The following is an 18,994-nucleotide window of genomic DNA, read 5'->3' on the forward strand; positions in this document are numbered from 1 at the left end:
TTCCGGTTTTGCGCGATCCGCTCTAGCGCGGCACCAGCGGCCAGAACAGCGCGATGGCGGCGGTGCCCAGCACCACCACCATGATCGACAGCGGCAGTCCGAGCCGCCAGTAATCGCCGAACCGGTAGCCGCCCGGCCCCATCACCAGCGTGTTGCACTGGTGCCCGATCGGGGTCAGGAAGTCGCAGCCGGCCCCGACCGCCACCGCCATCAGGAAGGCGTCGGGGCGCAGCCCGAGATGCTCGGCGAGGCTGGCGCCGATCGGCGCCATCACCAGCACGGTCGCCGCGTTGTTCAGGAAGGGGGTGACCGCCATCGCCGTCATCAGGATCAGCGCCAGCGCCCCGACCGGCGGCAGCCCCTGCGCCGCGTCCGACAGGGCGCTGGCGATCAGCTCGGTGCCGCCGGTGGTGCGCAGCGTCTCGCTGACCGGGATCAGCGCGCCCAGCAGCACCAGGATCGGCCATTCGATGGCGTCGTAGGCCTCCTTCGGCGTGACGACGCCCAGCACGGTCATGGCGACGGCGGCGCCGAAGAAGGCGATGGCGACCGGCACCGTCCCGCTGGCGACCAGCGCCACCGTGACCCCCAGCACCGCCAGCGCGATGGTCCGCTTCGGCGTGCGCCCGATGGCGAGGTCGCGCGCGGCCAGCGGCAGGCAGCCCAGCCCGGCCAGCGTGTCCGGCAATGTGGCGGCACGGCCCTGCAACACCACGAGGTCGCCGGGCTGGAGGCGGACCCGGCGCAGGCGCTGGCGGATCGGCCGGCCCCGGCGGCTGAGCGCCAGCAGGTTGACGCCGTGGCGCTCGCGCAGCGCCACCTCCTCGATGCTGCGGCCGATCAGGGGGGAGCGCGGCTCGACCACCCCCTCGGCCACCGCCATGTCGGCCTCGTTCTCGACGCCCTCCAGCTCCTTCTCGTGCATCATGCGCAGCCCGGCGCGCTTGACCAGGTCGGCCAGCGCCTGGGTGTCGGCCTCCAGCACCAGGATGTCGTTCCCGTACAGCACCCAGTGGCCGGAGGGGACGTAGCGGCGGTGCTTCTCGCGGATGACGGCGGCGACCGTCACCTCGCCCTCGCCGAACCCCTCCAGATCGGCGACCGTCTTGCCGACGAAGGGCGAATCGATGGGCAGCCGCGCCTCGGCCGTGTAGTCGTCGATGGAGAAGACCGGACCGGCGGCGGCGGCGCGCCCCTGCGGCAGCAGCCGGTAGCCGACCGCCAGGAAGGCCACGCCGGTGACCGCGATGACCAGCCCGACCGGGGTGAAGTCGAACATGGCGAAGGGCTCGCCGGTCATCTCGGCCCGCACCCGCGAGACGATGATGTTGGGCGAGGTGCCGACCAGCGTCATCAGCCCGCCGAGCAGCGAGCCGAAGGCCATCGGCATCAGCAGCAGCGACACCGGCGTGCCGTTGCGCCGGGCGATCTGCAACGCGATCGGCATGAAGATCGCCAGCGCGCCGATGTTCTTGACCACCGCCGACAGCAGCGTCACCGCCCCGGTCAGCACCACCACCTGGGCCCAGACGGTGCGCATGCGCGGCGCCAGCGGCCGCATCGCCGCCTCCACCACGCCCGATCGGCCGACCGCCGCGCTGACCACCAGCGCCGATCCGACGATGATGACGATGTCGTCGGAAAAGCCCTGGAACGCCTCCTTCGGCTTGACGATTCCGACGGCCAGCGCCGCGAGGAGAGCGATCATGGCGACGAGGTCGTAGCGCAGCCGGTCCCAGATCAGCAGCGCGATCACCGCGCCGATGATGCCGAACGAGAACATCTGGTCGATGGTCATGGAGAGGGCTTCACGTCCTTCTTGCTTGTGGTGTCCCGCCGGGGCGCCGGGGCCGTGTCACCGGCCGCTGCCGGCCGGGGCCGGCTTGCGGTCGGCCGCCGAACCGCCGGAGGCCTTGTCGTTCCTGCCGGCGCCGGGCTTGCGGGCGTCGCGCACCAGTTGATCGCAGTGTGGCTGCTCGTCGCTGCCCGGGTCAAGGAAGGGCAGCACGCCCGCCAGCGGGGTCAGCAGCGCGCCGAGCGCCACCGCGGCGGCTCCCCGCGCCGCCGATTCCGTCGGATCGATGCCGATCTCGGGGTCGCCGAGCTTGCCCTGCACATGCACCGGAATGTGGGTGGCGAGGAACTGCGGCGACTTGGCGTTGCCGACCACCCGCAGATCCAGCCCCTCGTTGCGCAGGTTGATGGTGCCCTGCCCGGTCACCAGCGTCTCCGGCGTGTCGAGCACCAGCGCCTCCGTGCGGGCGATCCCCTTCTCCACCGACAGGTTGGCGACGAGGCAGGTGAAGGGCAGCGGCTGCGACCCCGACAGCACGACGCCCAGCGTCTCCAGGATGTTGGTCTTCAGCCCCTTGACCGCGAGGCTGGAGATCTTGCCGCCGTCCACCGCCGCACCCAGCTTGCCGTCCGACGAGGCCAGCAGGTCGGCCACCGTGGTGCCGCTGCCGGCGAGCTGGAGGCGCCCCGACACCGTGCCGCCCATCTGCCCGGCGAAGGAGGTCTCGCGGAAGAAGGCCGAGAGCTGCATCTTGCGGATGTCGAGGTTGGTGCGCAGCACCGGCACCTTGCGGCTGCCGTCGACCTGCACCGTCCCGGCGATCCGCCCGCCGCCGATGCCGAGCGACAGCGGGTCGAAGCGCAGGTCGCCGGCGTCCAGCCTGATCCGCATGTCGAGGTCGTCGAGCGGCGCGAAGGGCGACTCGACCCGCTGGCCCTTCAGGCGGATGTCCATGTCGGTGTTGCGCAGCTTCTCGACGTTGACGGGGGTGGCGGGGATCACCCGGTCCTTGGCGCGGGTCGGGTAATCGCCGTTGCCGCGCGGCGAGGCGCCGACCAGGCCGGCCAGATCCTGCGCCGCCAGCCGCTTGGAGGTGAGATCGCCGGTCACCTTCGGCCGCTCGCCGGCGGTCTCCACCGCGACGCTGCCCGACAGGTCGCTCTCGCCGACCTTGCCGTGCATGCCCTCGAACGACCAGCGGGTGCCCTCGTAGCCGAGATGGCCGGAGATGCTGTAGGGCCGCGTCTTGGGCGTCGGAATCCCCAGGATCGGGAAGATCTCGGCCAGGTCGTCGCCGCGAAGGTCGACCGACAGGTCGATGCCCTGCATCTTGACCGGTTCCGCCACCGATCCCTCGATCCTGCCCCTGGTCTTGCCGACCGCCGCCTCGATCTTGATCGGGTAGGGTTCCGGGTCGTCGCGCAGGGTGAGCAGCGAGCCGCCCTCCGCCGCCAGGGTGAAGGGCTTGCCGGCGAAGCTGCCCTTGCCGTCCAGCTTCACCGTCTGGGTGTCGTTGTCGCCGGACGCGGTGTTGATGGTGTTGGCGATGTCGATGTCGCTGGTTGGATCGCGGTAGCGGATTGCGCCGTCGGCGATGGCGAGCTGGCCGATCACCGGGATGTCGCCGCGCTTGTCGGGGGTGGCCGCCTCCTTCGCGACCTCCTTGGTCGGGGTCGGCGCGAAGGTCCAGTTGTTCTCGCCCTTGTCGTTCTTCTCCAGCACCAGCTTGGGACCGTCGACGCGCAGCTCCGGCAGCTCCCAGTTGCCTTTCAGGATCGGCCAGGGCAGCAGCGTGGCATCGAGAACGCGGATGGCGAGCATGTCCTTCTCATCGCTCCACGGCGCGTTGGCGATGCGCAGCCCTTCGAGATGGATGCGGATCGGGTTGCCGAGCCGGACCTTCAGGTCGCCGTCGATGGCGACCTCGCGGCCGAGCGCGGCGCTGGCCCGCTTGGCGACGAATCCGCGCGCGTCGTTCCAGTCGAAGAGCAGCAGGAACGCCCCGATCCCCACCACCACGAGGCCGACCAGCCCCAGCAGCCCGTAGCCGATCCATTTCACCGCCGCCATCGCCCCGCTCCTCCTCCGTCCGCAACCGCCTCGATAAGTTAACGAAGGACCGGGCGATCCGGACGGGGATGGAGCGTAGGGTTAGCCCCAAGGATCCGGCTCCTGCCCGAACGTCATAGAATTCAAGCGCGAGATAGATTGGATTTAACGCAAAATTCAGGGTGTCGGCCCTGTAATGTCTCATCTCTTTTCCGCAGGCACGACCGGCTCCCCATGCGTTCCCTCACCAATTTCGCCCCCTCGACCTTCGAGGACCGCGGCGCCGCCGTCGCCTTCACCACGCCGGTGCTGGCCCAGACCCGTGTCCGCAAGGACAGCCGCGAACAGCTCGAGGTGCTCGTCCCCAACCTGTCGGAAGGGCGCGGCGTCTATGTGGTGCCGTGGAAGTCGCTGCCGCTGGCCTTCCCGATGACGGTCCACGACCGCATGCTGCACGATCTGATCGCCAAGGGGGAGGGCTGCTCGCCCGACGACATCCGCAAGGCGACGCTGGAGGCGGCGCGCTGCGGCCTCGCCGGCCCCGACGCGGTGGCGGCAGCGGAGGCGGCCCTGCGCGACGACGACGAGCAGCGGCTCCTCATCAACTACCAGCTCATCGTCGAGGCGCTGAAGGCGGTCGGGCTGGAATCGACGGAGATCCTGCGCGCCGGCCTCGCCTCGGCCGAAGGGCAGCGGCTGACCCGCGACCTGATGTCGAAGGCGGCGCACAGCCTGGGGCTGGAGCCGACCGAGCTGTATTCGCGCATCGCCGAGCTGGCCGCCTACGTCGAATCGATCGGGCTGGCGACCTCGCCCAAGCCGGCGCGGCTGCGCCGCCTGATGCGCGACCTCCAGGGCTTCCGCGACAGCATGACCGACTGGGCGACCGACAACGTGTCGGAGGCGGCCCCCATCGGCGGCTTCTGCGCCGAGGTGGCGGAGCACACGGTCAACCACGCCCGCACCGTGATGAAGCAGCTCGACCAGGCGGTCGCCTCCTTCGAGGTCCTGATCCGGCAATGGGACGTCAAGCGGGTCGTCGTGCGCAAGGCGGCGACGCGGCTGTCCTGGCTGCTCGACGGCTGGGAGTACCTGATCGCCCTGTGGGCCGATGCCGTCGCCAAGAGCCGGCACGAGCAGGATTTGACCGTCCACGAGATCTTCCGCGTCATTCCCCTGCTGCCCAAGAACGAGGGGCAGGGCGATCAGGCGTCGGCGGCCGACGCGCTGATGCAGAACAACCGGCGGTCCGTGCGCGCCTACGTCGACTGGCGCAGCGGGCAGCTCGACGTCGATCTCGTCATGAGAATCGAGACGATCAAGGGAAAGGCCGCCTGACGCCATGGAGATCCGGGATCTGCTCGCGCTGGGCGACCAGCTGCTCCACATCGACGAACCCAAGTTCCGGCAGATCGTGCAGCTGCTGGAGCAGATGGGCGACCATCCCGACATCCAGCGCACCATCGCCGTCCTCCGCCCGCGCATGGCGGAGCTGCGCATCAACCGCCGGCCGACGCTGAAGCGCCTGTTCTGCGACCCGTTCGAGGATCTGTTCGAAACCTTCGGCAAGAGCGAGCCGGCGCCCCTCAGCGTCATCGAACGCTCGCTGATGAACAGCCTGTGGTCGATGGTCGAGGCGCAGATCGGCAAGGACCGGCTGAAGGGCTACCGCGGCGCCCTCCAGGAGGGACCGCAGCAGAAGGCCGCCACCGAGGCCTTCTGGGCGGAAACCGCCGCCGTCGTCGCCGACATCGCCGCCGAGATGCAGGCCGGGCGGGTCGCCGAGGCGTTCCGCCTGCGCGTCACCCCCGACCGGGTGCGGGCGGTCGCCGACATCGCCACCATCCTGTCCATCGCGCCGGACATCCGCGACCTGAAGGCGGTGCTGTCGCCCAAGCCGGTGACCAAGCTGCACCAGGACCATCTCGACGGCATCCAGGACATCGCCCGCCGCATCGCCCGTGGCCGGCCGGACGCGCTGAAGATCTTCATCCTGGTCGCCGCCTCGCGCCTGTCCGAACCGGCGGTGCTGCTCGGCGGGCTGTGGGACATGGATCTGGGCCGCGCCGACCGCGCCGCCCTGTTCATGGATCTGTCCGGAACGGTGATGGCGCAGATCGAGGGCCGTTCCCGCTCGCTGAAGGGGGGGCCCGGCGCGGCCCCCGACCGGCTGGCGGTGGCCGATCTGGCGGTCGATCTGGTCGCCAGCCTCGACGCCACCCGCGACGCCATGGAGCGGAGCCGCAACAAGTCCTTCGACCAGCGGCTGAAGGAGGTCCGGGGATCGGTCCACGAGATGGTGCGGACCCAGGTCTTGCAGGGCGCCGACGGCGGAATCGTCACCGCGCTCGACGGGCTGGGGGACGGAACCGGCGACCGGGCGCAGATGGCCCAGGCCGAAAACCAGGCGCGCGCGCTGCGCAAATGTGCCACCATCGCAGACCAGCTCGGCCTGCGCGGCGAACTGAAGGCGGTGACGCAGAAGACGACGGCGACGCTGACCGACAAGGCCAGGGCGGCGCTGGGGCGCGGGCCGGCGGGGCCGGCGTCGCGGACCGGCTACACCGCCATCCGCATGATCGAGCTGATCGCCGGATCGGCGGAGGCCAACAAGGTCATGGACGAGATTCTGGGCGGCGGACGCCGTTGAACGGCAGAGGCTGAACGGAAGACACCGAGCGACAGGGGGCGGCATGGCGACGGGATACACGGGATGGCAGTTGCCCGACGACGAGCGGAGCCGCCTGCTGGCGCTGTTTCCCCCACGCTACGAGCGGCTGGTCGCCGACCATGTGACGCTTGAGTTCGGTGTCCGCCCCGACCATCCGTTGCCGGCGGCGACGTCCGGCGAGGTGGTCGGCAGCGTCGACGACGAGGCGGGCGTCCAGGCCCTGATCGTCGCCATCGACGGCAGCAGCGACCGCCCCGACGGCTCGACCCTCCACCTCACCTGGTCGCTGGCGCCGGGGCGCAAGCCGGCGGACTCCAACACCGTCATCGCCGAATTCGGCTGGCGCCCGGTGGAGCCGGTGGCGGTCCGGCTGATGCCAAGATTCTTTGGCCGCTGAGGGCGGGGCAGCCCGACTCCCCTTTCCGTCATGCCCGGCCTTGGGCCGGGGATCCACGCGCAAATCTCAGGTGCACTCGTGGATGACCGGGACGAGCCCGGTCATGGCATGGGTGGGAAAACGTGGGAGAGGAAACCGGCGCGGCTGCTTCCGCCCGTTGCCTACACGTGGTCCGACGCCGCCCCCGCCGCGGCCCCGCGCTTCAGGCTCTGCTCGCGGTGGAAGATGAACAGGCCGCTGCCGATGATCAGCGCGCCGCCCAGCGCCATCCGCAGGCTCGGCTGCGTTCCCCAGACGGCGAGGTCGAGCAGCACCGCCCACAGGATCGACACATACTGGAACGGCACGACCACCGCCGCCGGGCTGAGCTGCAATGAGCGGTTGATCATCGCGTGCCCACCCAGCGCCGTGATGCCGAGCAGGCCGAGCAGGAAGAAGTCCAGCCAGCCCGGCGTCGTCCAGGAAAACGGCAGCGCCGCGCCGCCCAGCACCAAGCCACCCAGCGTCTGATAGGTGACCAGCGGCAGGGTGCCGGCCTCGCGCAGCAGCCGGGTGAAGATCAGGCCCGACGCGAAGATGGTGGCGCCCAGCAACGCCACCAGCGACGGCAGGAGATCGAACTGGCCGGTCGGGTTGAGGACGATGACCACCCCGGCGAAGCCGACCACCACCGCGACCCAGCGCCGCCAGCCGACCGTCTCGCCGAGGAACAGCACCGACAGCGCGGTGACGATCAGCGGCGCCGACATGTAGATGGTCATCACGTCGGCCAACGGCAGATAGGCCACCGCCCAGTAGAAGCAGGCGATGTCCAGCGTCACCAGCAGCACGCGGACCAGATGCATCGGCAGCCGCTTGACCGCGAAGACGGTGCGCACGCCCTCGCGCAGGATCATCGGCAGCAGCACCGCCGTGCCGAACAGGCTGCGGATCGCCAGCAGCATGGCGACCGGGTATTCGGTCACCAGCCACTTGCCGAGCGCGTCGTTCAGCGTGAAGAACGTCATGCCGCCCAGCATCAGGAGGATGCCGAGGCGGCTGTCAGTGGCGGCGGCGGGGGTCGCGGTCATGGTGGGGGCTTGGTACTTTGGAGTGAACGGGACCGCACCCTACCCGCTCAGACGACGCCCTTGTCGCGCAATTCCGCGATGTCCGCCGCGCTCAAACCCAGGGCCTCGCCCAGTACCGCGTCGGTGTGCTGGCCGAGCGTCGGCGGGGCGGTGTCGTGGACCAGCGGGGTCGCCGAGTAACGGATCGGGCTCGCCACCGTCGGGACGGTGCCGAGATCCGGGTGCGGCAGATCCTGGCGGATGTTGCGGGCCTGGACGTGGGGGTCGGCGAAGACCGCCGCCAGATCGTTGATCGGGCCGCAGGGCACGCCGACCGTCTCCAGCGCGGCCAGCCAGTCGGCGCTGTCGCGGGTGCGGACGATCTCCTCCAGCAGCGGCACCAGCTCCTTGCGGTGGGCGACGCGGGCCGGGTTGGTGGCGTAGCGCTCGTCCTTCGCCAGTTCCGGCCGGCCGGCGACCTGGGCGAACTTGGCGAACTGGCCGTCGTTGCCGACCGCCAGGATGATGTGGCCGTCGCGGGTGGCGAAGGCCTGGTAGGGCACGATGTTCGGGTGCGCGTTGCCGAGCCGCTGCGGCGGCTTGCCGCCGACCAGCGCGTTCATCGCCTGGTTGGCGAGCACGGCGACCTGGACGTCGAGCAGCGCCAGATCCACCTGCTGGCCCTCACCGGTGCGGTCGCGGTGGGCGAGACCGCCCATGATGCCGATGGTGGCGTAGAGCCCGGTGAAGATGTCGGTCACCGCGACGCCGACCTTGACCGGGCCGGCGCCTGGCTCGCCGTCGGGCTGGCCGGTGATGCTCATCAGCCCGCCCATGCCCTGGATCATGAAGTCGTAGCCGGCGCGGTTGCGGTACGGCCCGGTCTGGCCGAAACCGGTGATCGAGCAGTAGACCAGCCGCGGGTTGATCGCCTTCAGGCTGGCGTAGTCGAGGCCGTACTTGACCAGCCCGCCGACCTTGAAGTTCTCGACGACGACGTCGGCCTCGGCCGCCAGCCGGCGGACCAGCTCCTGGCCCTCCGGGCGCTCGAAGTCGATGGTGATCGACCGCTTGCCCCGGTTGGTGGAGAGGAAATAGGCCGACTGGTCGCCGGCCCAGGGCGGCCCCCAGGCGCGGGTGTCGTCGCCGGCGCCTGGCCGCTCCACCTTGATCACGTCGGCGCCGAGATCGGCCAGCGTCTGCGCCGCCCAGGGGCCGGCCAGCACGCGCGACAGCTCAAGCACCTTGATGTGCGACAAGGGTCCGGCCAACTCCTGCTCCTTCCGTTCGTTCGTCTTCCCCCTCCCCCGCTGGGCGGGGGAGGGGGATCAGGCTCACGCCGAGACGAGTTCTTCCAGCGAACGCTCGATGATGTCCAGACCTTCGTCGATCACCGCGTCCGACGCGGTGAGCGGGACCAGCACGCGGATCACGTTCGCGTAGGTGCCGCAGGACAGCAGGACCAGACCCTTCTCCGCCGCCTTGGCGACCAGCGCCTTGGTCAGGTCGGCGGCCGGCTCCTTGGTCTGGCGGTCGGTGACCAGTTCCATGGCGACCATGGCGCCGAGGTTGCGGACATCGCCGACGACCGGCAGCGAGTTGCGCTGGCCCATGGCGCGGAAACGGTCGGCGATGCGCTCGCCGATCACGACCGCGCGCTCGCACAGCTTCTCCTCCTCGATGGCGTCGAGGACGGCCAGCGCCGCCGTGGTCGCCAGCGGGCTGCCGGCGTAGGTGCCGCCGAGACCGCCGGGAATCGGCGCGTCCATCAGGGCGGCCTTGCCGGTCAGCGCCGACAGCGGGAAACCGCCGGCCAGGCTCTTCGCCATGGTGATCAGGTCGGGCTCGACCCCGGCGTGCTCGACCGCGAACATCTTGCCGGTGCGGGCGAAGCCGGTCTGGATCTCGTCGACGATCATGACGATGCCGTGCTTGTCGCAGACCGCGCGGATCGCCTGGAGGAACTCCGGCGAGGCGATGTTGAAGCCGCCCTCGCCCTGCACCGGCTCGACGATGATCGCGGCGACGCGGGCCGGATCGACGTCGGACTTGAACAGGGTGTCGAGCGCCTTCAGGCTCTCGGCGACCGAAATCTCACGATACGCGTTGGGGAACGGCACATGGTAGATGTCGGCCGGGAACGGGCCGAAGCCGACCTTGTAGGGCACGACCTTGCCGGTCAGCGCCATGCCGAGCAGCGTGCGGCCGTGGAAGCCGCCGGAGAAGGCGACGACCGCCGGACGGCCGGTGGCGGCGCGGGCGACCTTGACGGCGTTCTCGACGGCCTCGGCGCCCGTGGTGAAGAAGGCGGTCTTCTTCGGGGTGTCGCCGGGGACCAGCGCGTTCAACTTCTCGGCCAGCTCGACGAAGCTGTCGTAGGGCGTCACCATCATGCAGGTGTGGGTGAAGCGGTCGAGCTGGGCCTTGACCGCCTCCATCACCTTGGGGTGGCGGTGGCCGGTGTTCAGCACGGCGATGCCGGCGCCGAAATCGATGTAGCGCTTGCCCTCGACGTCCCACATCTCGGCGTTCTCGGCGCGGTCGATGTAGATGGGCAGGCCGGCGGAGATGCCACGGGAGACGGCGGCCTCGCGGCGCGCGACCAACGACTGGTTGCTCATGATCGATGTCCTTGGGAGTCGTGCGTGAGCGTCAGGCGCCGAGGCCGACGCAGAGATACTTGGTTTCCATGAAGTCATCGAGGCCGTACTTGGAGCCCTCGCGTCCGATGCCGGACTCCTTGACACCGCCGAAGGGAGCCACCTCGGTCGAGATGATGCCCTCGTTGATGCCGACCATGCCGTATTCCAGCCCCTCGGCGACGCGCCAGACGCGGCCGATGTCGCGGCTGTAGAAATAGGCGGCGAGACCGAATTCGGTGTCGTTGGCCATGCGGATGGCCTCCTCCTCCGTCTCGAACTTGAACAGCGGGGCGACCGGGCCGAAGATCTCCTCGCGGGCGACCCGCATCTCGGTGGTGATGCCGGTCAGGATCGTCGGCTCGAAGAAGGTGCCGCCCAGCGCGTGGCGCTTGCCGCCCAGCGCGACCTTGGCGCCCTTCTCCAGCGCGTCGCCCATCAGCTCCTCGACCTTGGCGACGGCGTCGGCGTTGATGAGCGGCCCCTGGGTGACGCCGGCCTCGGTGCCGTCGCCGACCTTGAGCTGCTTGACCGCCTCGGCCAGCTTGGCGGCGAAGGCGTCGTAGACGCCGGCCTGCACCAGCAGCCGGTTGGCGCAGACGCAGGTCTGGCCGGCGTTGCGGTACTTGGACGCCATGGCGCCCTTGACCGCCTCGTCGAGGTCGGCGTCGTCGAAGACGATGAAGGGGGCGTTGCCGCCGAGTTCCAGAGACACCTTCTTGACCGTGCTGGCGGCCTGCCGCATCAGCAGCTTGCCGACCTCGGTCGAGCCGGTGAAGCTGACCTTGCGGACGATCGGGCTGTGGGTCAGCTCGTTGCCGATGGCCGCCGGCTCAGAGCCCATGACGATGTTGATGACGCCCGCCGGGAAGCCGGCGCGCTCGGCCAGCTCGGCCAGCGCCAGCGCCGACAGCGGCGTGTCCTCGGCCGGCTTGATGACCACGGTGCAGCCGGCGGCGAGCGCGGGCGCGCATTTGCGGGTGATCATGGCGATCGGGAAGTTCCACGGCGTGATCGCCGCGACGACGCCGATGGCCTCCTTCAGCACGACGATGCGCTTGTTCGCCGCGAAGGTCGGGATGACGTCGCCGTAGGCGCGCTTGCCCTCTTCCGCGAACCACTCGATGAAGGAGGCGCCGTAGGCGACCTCGCCGCGGGCCTCGGCCAGCGGCTTGCCCTGCTCGGCGGTCATCAGCCGGGCCAGATCCTCCTGGGCGGCCATGATCAGCTCGTACCAGCGGCGCAGCACGGCGGCGCGCTCCTTGCCGGTCTTGGCCTTCCAGCCCGGCAGGGCGGCGTTGGCGGCGTCGATGGCGGCGCGCGTCTCGGCGGCGCCCATGTCGGCCACTTCGGTGATGACCTTGCCGTTCGCCGGGTTGGTCACCGCGAAGGTCTTGCCGGAATCGGCCGCGCGCCACGCGCCGTTCACATAGCCCTTGGTCTGGAGGAGGCTCTGGTCGTTCAGCGACAGCATGTTGGTCCGCCCTGGATGCAGCCTGGAATGGGAAAGGGTGCGTGGAGGCCCCTGGGCTTCGCCTGAAGGATCACCTTCGGCGATCGACCTGGGAGGCATTGCTTGATCCACGAACCGAAGCCTACCATGTTTAATAAATTAAACAACCCCTGTTTAGCTGTTCATATTTTGATGACGGGGTTGCGCGGATCCGCTATTGCTTAGGGTTGAGGAACCAGGAGTCGGGTGATGGATTTCGACGTCGGCACGCGGTTGAAGCAGATCCGCGAGCAGCATGGGCTGTCGCAGCGGGCGTTGGCGCAGAAGGCCGGCGTGACCAACGGCACCATCTCGCTGATCGAGCAGAACCGCAGCAGCCCGTCGGTGTCGTCGCTGCGCAAGGTGCTGCAAGGCATCCCGATGACGCTGGCCGAATTCTTCTCTTCCGACGACCTTCCCCCTCCCGAGCAGATCTTCTTCAAGAACAGCGAACTGGTCGAGCTGGCCGGCGAGTTGAAGGGCACCGTCGGCAAGGTCTCCTTCCGGCAGGTCGGCGACCTGCGCGGGCGCAACCTGCAAATCCTCCACGAACGCTACGCCCCTGGCGCCGACACCGGCCGCACCATGCTCCAGCACGAGTCGGAAGAGGGCGGCATCGTCGTGCGCGGCCAGATCGAGCTGACGGTCGGCGACCGCAAGGAACTGCTCGGCCCCGGCGACGCCTATTTCTTCGACAGCCGCATCCCCCACCGCTTCCGCAACGTCGGCGAGGAGGAGTGCGAGCTGATCAGCGCCTGCACCCCACCCTACCTGTAAGCCACCTACGCCACATTCCCCTTCAGCCGCTCGTTGCGGCGGCGCAGCAGTTCGATCATCGTCAGCAGGCCGATCGAGATCACCGTCAGCACCACCGCCACCGCGGTGATGGTCGGGCTGATGTTCTCGCGGATGCCGCTGAACATCTCCCTGGGCAGGGTGCGCTGGTCCGGCCCGGCGAGGAACAGCACCGTCACCACCTCGTCGAAGCTGGTGGCGAAGGCGAACAGCGCGCCCGACGCCAGACCCGGCAGGATCAGCGGCAGGATCACCTTGCGGAAGGTCAGCAGCGGCGGCGCGCCCAGCGAGGCGGCGGCGCGCGCCAGCGTCATGTCGAAACCCTGGAGCGTCGCCGACACGGTGATGACCACGAAGGGGGTCGCCAGCGCCGTGTGCACCAGGATCAGGCCCAGATAGTTGCCGGTCAGCCCGAGCGGCGCGAAGAAGAAATAGACGCCGACCGCGGTGATCACCACCGGCACCACCATCGGCGACAGCACGACGGCCAGCACCAGCGGCTTCCACTTGCTCTTCCACTGCGCCAGCCCCAGCGCCGCCAGCGTGCCCAGCACCATCGACAGGATGGCCGAGGCGACGCCGATGATGGCGCTGTTCTTCAACGACAGCATCCAGCGCGGCGAGCTGAGGAAATCCTCGTACCAGCGCAGCGACAGGCCGGGCAGCGGATAGGTCAGGTAGGCGCCCGAGCTGAAGGACAGTGGCACGATGGCCAGGATCGGCGCCATCAGGAAGAAGAACACCAGCACCGAGGCGACGATCGTCGCGATCCAGGCGGCGCGCTGGCTGGCCGTGCGGGGGGAATGGTTCGCGCTCAACTCTTGAGTCCTCCCGTGGTCTGGCGGCCGAGCGCCAGCTTGCCGTAGACCAGCGCCAGCACCAGCGTGGACAGCAGCAGCACCGCCCCCAGCGCCGAGGCGAGGCCCCAGTTGACGGTTTCCGTGGTGTAGAAGGCGATGAAGGCCGAGATCATCTGGTCGCCGGCGCCGCCGACCAGCGCCGGCGTGATGTAGTAGCCGATGGCCAGGATGAAGACCAGCAGGCAGCCGGCGCCGATGCCGGGGATGGTCTGCGGCAGGTAGATGCGGAAGAAGGCGGTGGCCGGGGGCGCGCCGAGCGAAGCCGCCGCCCGCATGTAGGCCGGCGAGATCGAGCGCATCACGCTGTAGAGCGGCAGGATCATGAAGGGCAGCAGCACATGGGTCATCGCCATGTAGACGCCGAACCGGTTGTAGATCAGCCGCAGCGGCTCGTCGATCAGACCCAGCCATTGCAGCGAGCCGTTGACGATGCCCTCGCTCTGCAAAATCACGATCCAGGCGCAGGTGCGCACCAGCAGCGAGGTCCAGAAAGGCAGCAGCACGAAGATCATCAGCAGGTTCGACTGCGCCGTCGGCAGGTTCGCCAGCAGGTAGGCGACCGGGAAGCCGAGGATCAGGCAGAGCGCGGTGACGCCGAAGCCGATGGCGAAGGTGCGGCCGAAGACGTCGCGGTAGATCGCCTGGTCCTCCGGCGACGCGATGATCGCGCCATCCGGGTCGCGCGTCAGGTCGACGGCGGCCAGCAGATAATAGCTGGTGACCGGCCCGCTGGCGCTCCTGATCGCCGCCCAATGGGCGTGCTCGCCCCAGGCCGGGTTGATGCCGATCAGCGTGTCCTTGGCGGTCCCCGGCTCCGGGAGGGCCTTCAGGTTGCGCGCGGTCGAGGTCAGGACGGTGCGGTAGCCGTTGACGACGTAGTTCAGCCGCTTGGCCGCGACGCCGATCGAACCCGACGCCCGCGCCGCCTGGAGGTCGCGGGCCAGCGCCGCGTAGGCCGGCTCGTCGGGCAACCCCTGGCCGTTCCAGCTCGACAGGGCGGCGACGGTGTGGGGCAGCACCTGCGGCACCTCCCAGTCGTCCACCGAGCGCCAGATCATCCCGGCGATGGGACCGACGAAGGTGAAGAGCAGGAACAGGAGAAGCGGAAGCACCAGACCCAGCGCGCGAAACTGCCGGGCCCGCTCGGCCCGCCTCAATCGACGCTTCAACGGCACGTCGGCGCCGGCAACGAAAGCGGCTGTCATCGGGGTGTCCTGTCGAAATCTGCGATCGTTTCCCTCTCCCGCCCCGGGAGAGGGAGGGGACCCGCGAAGCGGGGAGGGTGAGGGGCAATCGGACCATGAAGTCCGTGGCCTCACCCGCTGGCCTCTCACCCTTCCCATGCTCCGCATGGGCCCCTTCCCTCTCCCGGGACGGGAGAGGGAGCAACACATCAGCCCGTTACTTGGCCGCCCACTTGTTGAAGCGCTCGGTCAGGCGGTCGATGTTCTCCAGCCAGAAGTTCACGTCGATCTCGACCGCGTTCTTCATGTTGGCCGGCGAGGTCGGCAGGTCGGCGAGCACGGCCGGCTGCAATTTGGCCGGAGCACCCTTGTTCGAGGTGCCGTAGGCGATGCCCTGCGACAGCTTGGCCTGGTTTTCGGCCTTGCCGACGAAGTCGAGGAACTTGTGCGCGGCCTCGACGTTCGGGCTGCCCTTCAGGATGACCCAGCTGTCGATGGTGAACAGCGCGCCGTTCCACACCATGCCGAAATTCTTCTTCTCGGCCTTGTTGGCGGCGTCGATGCGGCCGTTGTAGACCGAGGTCATCGCCACCTCGCCCGACGCCAGCAGCTGCGGCGGCTGGGCGCCGGCCTTCCACCAGACGATGTCGTTCTTGATGGTGTCGAGCTTCTTGAAGGCGCGGTCGATGCCGGCATCGGTGGCCAGAACCTTGTAGACGTCGGCGGGGGCGACGCCGTCGGCCATCAGGGCGATTTCGAGGGTGGTCTTGGCGCCCTGGCGCAGGCCGCGCTTGCCCGGATACTTCTTGGTGTCGAAGAAGTCGGCCCAGCTCTTCGGCGCGTCCTTGATCTTGTCCTTGTCGTAGCCGAGCACGAAGTCATAGACGATGGCGCCGACGCCGCAGGCGTTGACGGTGGCCGGCAGATAGGCCTCCTCGCCGCCGATCTTCGAGTAGTTGATCTTCTCGAACAGGCCCTCGTCGCAGCCCAGCGCCAGCTCCTCGCTCTCGACCTGGACGACGTCCCAGGTGGAAGCGCCGCCCTGGACCTTGGCGCGCAGGACGCCGACGCCGCCGTCCCAGGATTCGTCGCTCATCGGGGTGCCGGTCGCCTTGAACGGCTCGAAATAGACCTTCTTCTGCACTTCCTGATAGGCGCCGCCCCACGAGACGACGGTCAGATCGCGGGCGCTGGCGGCCGAGGCCAGCGCGGCGATGGCGGTGAAGGTCGCGACGAAACCGAGAGCCACCCTAAACTTCGACATGATCCCCGTCCTATGTCTGTGGTTGTTGTTCGACGTTTTTGAGACCGGCGTGGGAAAGCTCCTCAGACCGGATCCAGCGCCCGGCAATCCTCGGGCCGGAAGGCGATGGTCACCGCCTGCCCCTGCGCCAGCCCCGCATGGGCACCGGCGGGCAGCTTGACCATGAATTCGTCGTTGCCGGGGACCGCCAGCATCGCCAGCGTGTGGTCGCCCAGATAGATCAGGTCCGTCAAAGTGGCCGGCAGCCGGTTGAAGGCCGGATCCCCGTCGTCGCCGGTGCTGATCGCCACCCGCTCCGGCCGCACCGACAGCGAGGTCCGCGCGCCCGGCCCGGCGACGTTGACCGCCAGCGCCAGCACCGACCCGCCGGCGTCGAGCGCGACGCGGGCGTATCCGTGTTCGATATTTTCGACAGTGCCGTTCAGCACGTTGCTCTCGCCGATGAAGTTGGCGACGAAGCTGTTGACCGGGCGTTCGTAGAGCGCGTCCGGCCGGTCGATCTGCTGGACGATGCCGTCGTTGAACACGGCGATGCGGTCCGACATGGTCAGCGCCTCGCCCTGGTCGTGGGTGACGTAGACGACGGTGATGCCCATCGTCTCGTGCAGCCGCTTGATCTCCAACTGCATGTGCTCGCGCAGCCGCTTGTCCAAAGCGCCCAGCGGCTCGTCCATCAGCACCAGCGCCGGGTTGAAGACCAGGGCCCTCGCCAGCGCCACGCGCTGCTGCTGGCCGCCGGAAAGCTGGCCAGGATGGCGGGTGGCGACATGCTCCAGCTTGATCATCTTCAGCGCGTCGGCGACACGCGATTTGGCCTCGGCCTTGGGAACGCCGCGCACCGACAGCGGGAAGGCGACGTTCTCCTCGATGGTCAGGTGCGGGAACAGCGCGTAGTTTTGAAAGACCATGCCGATGTCGCGCTTGTGCGGCGGCGTGTTCTTGATCGAGCGGTCGCCGAGGAAGATCTCGCCGTGGGTCGGCACCTCGAACCCGGCCAGCATCATGAGGCAGGTGGTCTTGCCCGATCCGGAAGGGCCGAGGAGCGTCAGGAACTCACCCTTGCGGATGTCGAGATCCAGGCTCTTCACGACGAGATGCTCGCCGTCGTAGGTCTTCTGCACACCCACGAAACGCACCAGAGACTGCGTCGTCGCGATCATCCCACCGTCCATCGTCCTCTCCCGTCAGAGGGGGGCGGAAATCCACGGGCCAAGCCGCGTTTCCGTCCGTCTTGATGGCCCCGACGGTAACATGCGTTTAAGAAAATAGACAAGCAGATTGCTTATGTTGTGATCGCTTCAACAGTCTGATGGTTTATTGTGCATGTGCGAACGGTTTGCACAAGGGCCGACCGGCAGTCTGCGCTTTCAGCAGGCGATTGAGAAGGCGAATGATGGGCGGAACGGACGGACATACGGACGCATCCGGTCGTGCCGTAGGGCGGCGGGGGCGAATCGCCGCCCCCGCCCCTTCCCCTGCCCCCGCCTTACCGGCGCTGGGCCGACTGGCTGTAGACGAAGGCGTCGAAGCCGTTCTCGGCGACGCGGAACCACAACCGCTCCTCCTCCAGGAAGGGCTTCCACGCGTCATAGACCTTCTTGAAGCGCGGGTTGGTCGCCGCGAGCTGGTCGTACAGCTCGTAGGCCGCCTTCTCGCAAGCCTGCATCATCTCGCGCGGGAACAGGCGCAGCGCCGCCCCGCCGCCGACCAGCCGCTTCAGCGCGGCGGCGTTCAGCGTGTCGTACTTGGCCAGCATCCACGTGTTGGCCTCCCAGCAAGCCTGCTCCAGGATCACCCGGTACGACGCCGGAAGCTGCTCCCACGCCTGCATGTTGAAGAGCAGAGGGATCTGCGCCGAACCCTCCCACCAGCCGGGGTAATAATAGTTCTTGGCGACCTTGTAGAAGCCGAGCTTCTCGTCGTCGTAGGGGCCGACAAACTCGGCGGCGTCGATGGTGCCCTTCTCCAGCGCCGGGTAGATGTCGCCGCCGCCGATCTGCTGCGGAACCAGCCCGAAGGGCGTCAGGATCTGGCCGACGAGGCCGCCGATCCGCATCTTCAGGCCCTTCAGGTCGTCCAGCCCGCGGATCTCCTTGCGGAACCAGCCGCCCATCTGGGCGCCGGTGTTGCCGGCCGGGACGTGGATGACGTTGTACTCCTTGAACACCTCGCGCATCAGCTCCAGCCCGCCGCCGTGCATCATCCAGGCGACGTGCTGGCGGGTGTTCAGGCCGAAGGGCATCGCCGTGTCGAAGCAGAAGGTCGGGTCCTTGCCGACGTAGAAATAGGCGGCGGACTGCCCGCACTCGACCGTGCCGTTCTGCACGGCGTCGAGCACCTGGAGCGCCGGCACGATCTCGCCCGCCGCGAAGGGGCGGATCTGGAACTTGTTGTCGGTGGCGGCGGCCACCCGCCTGGTGATGAACTCGGCGGCGCCGTAGATGGTGTCGAGGCTCTTGGGGTAGCTCGACGCGAGGCGCCACTTGATCTCGGGCTGGCTCTGCGCGATGGCCGGGGCCGCGAGCGTGCCGGCGGCAACGCCGACGCCCGCGCTGGTGAGGAACGCACGCCGTTTCATGGTTGGAGTCTCTTCCCGACTTTATGTTGGTTGGCCGGCCATCATACTCCGTTCGCGCCGCCGATCGGCAAGCCCGGTTCGCCGACCCGGCAGGTCATTTTGCGGATTGTCGACACTCGAAACGAAAAATCCAGCCGCCAGGGCTGGATTTTCTGCGACGCAGCATTATCTGCTTTTTTGACCGCCTTATCAGGCGTTTCCTCCCTAAACTCGGGCCGCGG

Annotated in this window: 15 protein-coding genes; 4 read left to right on the plus strand and 11 right to left on the minus strand. The window is 68.6% G+C overall.

What is annotated here, in order from left to right; translation table 11 throughout:
• Positions 1–22 precede the first annotated feature (22 nt).
• Positions 23–1,798, minus strand: a complete 1,776-nt coding sequence (locus J2847_RS21445) for an SLC13 family permease (RefSeq protein ID WP_209780876.1) — start codon at positions 1,796–1,798, stop codon at positions 23–25.
• Positions 1,799–1,855: 57 nt separating this feature from the next.
• The gene (locus tag J2847_RS21450; protein ID WP_209780877.1) at positions 1,856–3,865 is read right to left on the minus strand and encodes an AsmA family protein; all 2,010 of its coding nucleotides are present in this window, start codon (positions 3,863–3,865) and stop codon (positions 1,856–1,858) included.
• 213 nt (positions 3,866–4,078) lie between these two features.
• Between J2847_RS21450 and J2847_RS21455 the strand changes: the two genes are divergently transcribed.
• The 3 genes from J2847_RS21455 to J2847_RS21465 are packed head-to-tail and all read left to right on the plus strand — an operon-like array spanning position 4,079 to position 6,912.
• On the plus strand, positions 4,079–5,182 hold the full coding sequence (locus tag J2847_RS21455) for a hypothetical protein (RefSeq protein WP_209780878.1): 1,104 nt from the start codon (positions 4,079–4,081) through the stop codon (positions 5,180–5,182).
• 4 nt (positions 5,183–5,186) lie between these two features.
• Positions 5,187–6,494, plus strand: a complete 1,308-nt coding sequence (locus J2847_RS21460; RefSeq protein WP_209780879.1) for a hypothetical protein — start codon at positions 5,187–5,189, stop codon at positions 6,492–6,494.
• 43 nt (positions 6,495–6,537) lie between these two features.
• Entirely contained in the window at positions 6,538–6,912 is a 375-nt protein-coding gene (locus J2847_RS21465; RefSeq protein WP_209780880.1) for a hypothetical protein, read from the plus strand.
• Positions 6,913–7,073: 161 nt separating this feature from the next.
• Here J2847_RS21465 and J2847_RS21470 read toward each other — a convergent pair whose 3' ends face one another.
• The 4 genes from J2847_RS21470 to J2847_RS21485 form a co-directional block, all read right to left on the minus strand.
• Positions 7,074–7,982 (minus strand): DMT family transporter, encoded by a 909-nt coding sequence (locus J2847_RS21470; protein ID WP_209780881.1) that lies wholly within the window; start codon positions 7,980–7,982, stop codon positions 7,074–7,076.
• A 47-nt stretch (positions 7,983–8,029) separates the two neighbouring features.
• On the minus strand, positions 8,030–9,232 hold the full coding sequence (locus tag J2847_RS21475) for a CaiB/BaiF CoA transferase family protein (RefSeq protein ID WP_209780882.1): 1,203 nt from the start codon (positions 9,230–9,232) through the stop codon (positions 8,030–8,032).
• Between the two features lie 63 nt (positions 9,233–9,295).
• Positions 9,296–10,582 (minus strand): 4-aminobutyrate--2-oxoglutarate transaminase, encoded by a 1,287-nt coding sequence (gabT, locus tag J2847_RS21480; RefSeq protein WP_211114810.1) that lies wholly within the window; start codon positions 10,580–10,582, stop codon positions 9,296–9,298.
• Between the two features lie 31 nt (positions 10,583–10,613).
• A complete protein-coding gene (locus tag J2847_RS21485; protein ID WP_209780883.1) occupies positions 10,614–12,074 on the minus strand; it encodes an NAD-dependent succinate-semialdehyde dehydrogenase in 1,461 nt (486 codons plus the stop codon).
• A 228-nt stretch (positions 12,075–12,302) separates the two neighbouring features.
• Here J2847_RS21485 and J2847_RS21490 point away from each other — a divergent pair, with 228 nt between their 5' ends.
• A complete protein-coding gene (locus tag J2847_RS21490) occupies positions 12,303–12,869 on the plus strand; it encodes a cupin domain-containing protein (RefSeq protein WP_085554589.1) in 567 nt (188 codons plus the stop codon).
• A 5-nt stretch (positions 12,870–12,874) separates the two neighbouring features.
• Here J2847_RS21490 and J2847_RS21495 read toward each other — a convergent pair whose 3' ends face one another.
• The 5 genes from J2847_RS21495 to J2847_RS21515 all read right to left on the minus strand — a co-directional run bounded on the left by J2847_RS21495 (position 12,875) and on the right by J2847_RS21515 (position 18,773).
• Entirely contained in the window at positions 12,875–13,705 is an 831-nt protein-coding gene (locus J2847_RS21495) for an ABC transporter permease (RefSeq protein WP_209780884.1), read from the minus strand.
• On the minus strand, positions 13,702–14,952 hold the full coding sequence (locus J2847_RS21500) for an ABC transporter permease (RefSeq protein WP_209780885.1): 1,251 nt from the start codon (positions 14,950–14,952) through the stop codon (positions 13,702–13,704). The genes J2847_RS21495 and J2847_RS21500 overlap by 4 nt, the downstream gene beginning before the upstream one ends.
• Before the next feature lie 196 nt (positions 14,953–15,148).
• Positions 15,149–16,195 (minus strand): ABC transporter substrate-binding protein, encoded by a 1,047-nt coding sequence (locus J2847_RS21505; protein WP_209780886.1) that lies wholly within the window; start codon positions 16,193–16,195, stop codon positions 15,149–15,151.
• A 62-nt stretch (positions 16,196–16,257) separates the two neighbouring features.
• Positions 16,258–17,355 (minus strand): ABC transporter ATP-binding protein, encoded by a 1,098-nt coding sequence (locus J2847_RS21510; protein WP_411800642.1) that lies wholly within the window; start codon positions 17,353–17,355, stop codon positions 16,258–16,260.
• Between the two features lie 326 nt (positions 17,356–17,681).
• Positions 17,682–18,773, minus strand: coding sequence for a TRAP transporter substrate-binding protein (locus tag J2847_RS21515; protein ID WP_085554584.1), 1,092 nt, complete (start codon positions 18,771–18,773; stop codon positions 17,682–17,684).
• Positions 18,774–18,994 lie beyond the last annotated feature (221 nt).

Source organism: Azospirillum agricola (assembly GCF_017876095.1).
Lineage (GTDB): Bacteria > Pseudomonadota > Alphaproteobacteria > Azospirillales > Azospirillaceae > Azospirillum > Azospirillum agricola.

What these genes read in the sequence shown, in the direction of transcription:
- J2847_RS21500 (WP_209780885.1), bottom strand. Translation starts at nt 14,952, where the DNA reads ATGACAGCCGCTTTCGTTGCCGGCGCCGACGTGCCGTTGAAGCGTCGA.
- gabT (WP_211114810.1), bottom strand. Translation starts at nt 10,582, where the DNA reads ATGAGCAACCAGTCGTTGGTCGCGCGCCGCGAGGCCGCCGTCTCCCGT.
- J2847_RS21460 (WP_209780879.1), top strand. Translation starts at nt 5,187, where the DNA reads ATGGAGATCCGGGATCTGCTCGCGCTGGGCGACCAGCTGCTCCACATC.
- J2847_RS21450 (WP_209780877.1), bottom strand. Translation starts at nt 3,865, where the DNA reads ATGGCGGCGGTGAAATGGATCGGCTACGGGCTGCTGGGGCTGGTCGGC.
- J2847_RS21470 (WP_209780881.1), bottom strand. Translation starts at nt 7,982, where the DNA reads ATGACCGCGACCCCCGCCGCCGCCACTGACAGCCGCCTCGGCATCCTC.
- J2847_RS21445 (WP_209780876.1), bottom strand. Translation starts at nt 1,798, where the DNA reads ATGACCATCGACCAGATGTTCTCGTTCGGCATCATCGGCGCGGTGATC.
- J2847_RS21505 (WP_209780886.1), bottom strand. Translation starts at nt 16,195, where the DNA reads ATGTCGAAGTTTAGGGTGGCTCTCGGTTTCGTCGCGACCTTCACCGCC.
- J2847_RS21465 (WP_209780880.1), top strand. Translation starts at nt 6,538, where the DNA reads ATGGCGACGGGATACACGGGATGGCAGTTGCCCGACGACGAGCGGAGC.
- J2847_RS21485 (WP_209780883.1), bottom strand. Translation starts at nt 12,074, where the DNA reads ATGCTGTCGCTGAACGACCAGAGCCTCCTCCAGACCAAGGGCTATGTG.
- J2847_RS21455 (WP_209780878.1), top strand. Translation starts at nt 4,079, where the DNA reads ATGCGTTCCCTCACCAATTTCGCCCCCTCGACCTTCGAGGACCGCGGC.
- J2847_RS21490 (WP_085554589.1), top strand. Translation starts at nt 12,303, where the DNA reads ATGGATTTCGACGTCGGCACGCGGTTGAAGCAGATCCGCGAGCAGCAT.
- J2847_RS21510 (WP_411800642.1), bottom strand. Translation starts at nt 17,355, where the DNA reads ATGATCGCGACGACGCAGTCTCTGGTGCGTTTCGTGGGTGTGCAGAAG.
- J2847_RS21515 (WP_085554584.1), bottom strand. Translation starts at nt 18,773, where the DNA reads ATGAAACGGCGTGCGTTCCTCACCAGCGCGGGCGTCGGCGTTGCCGCC.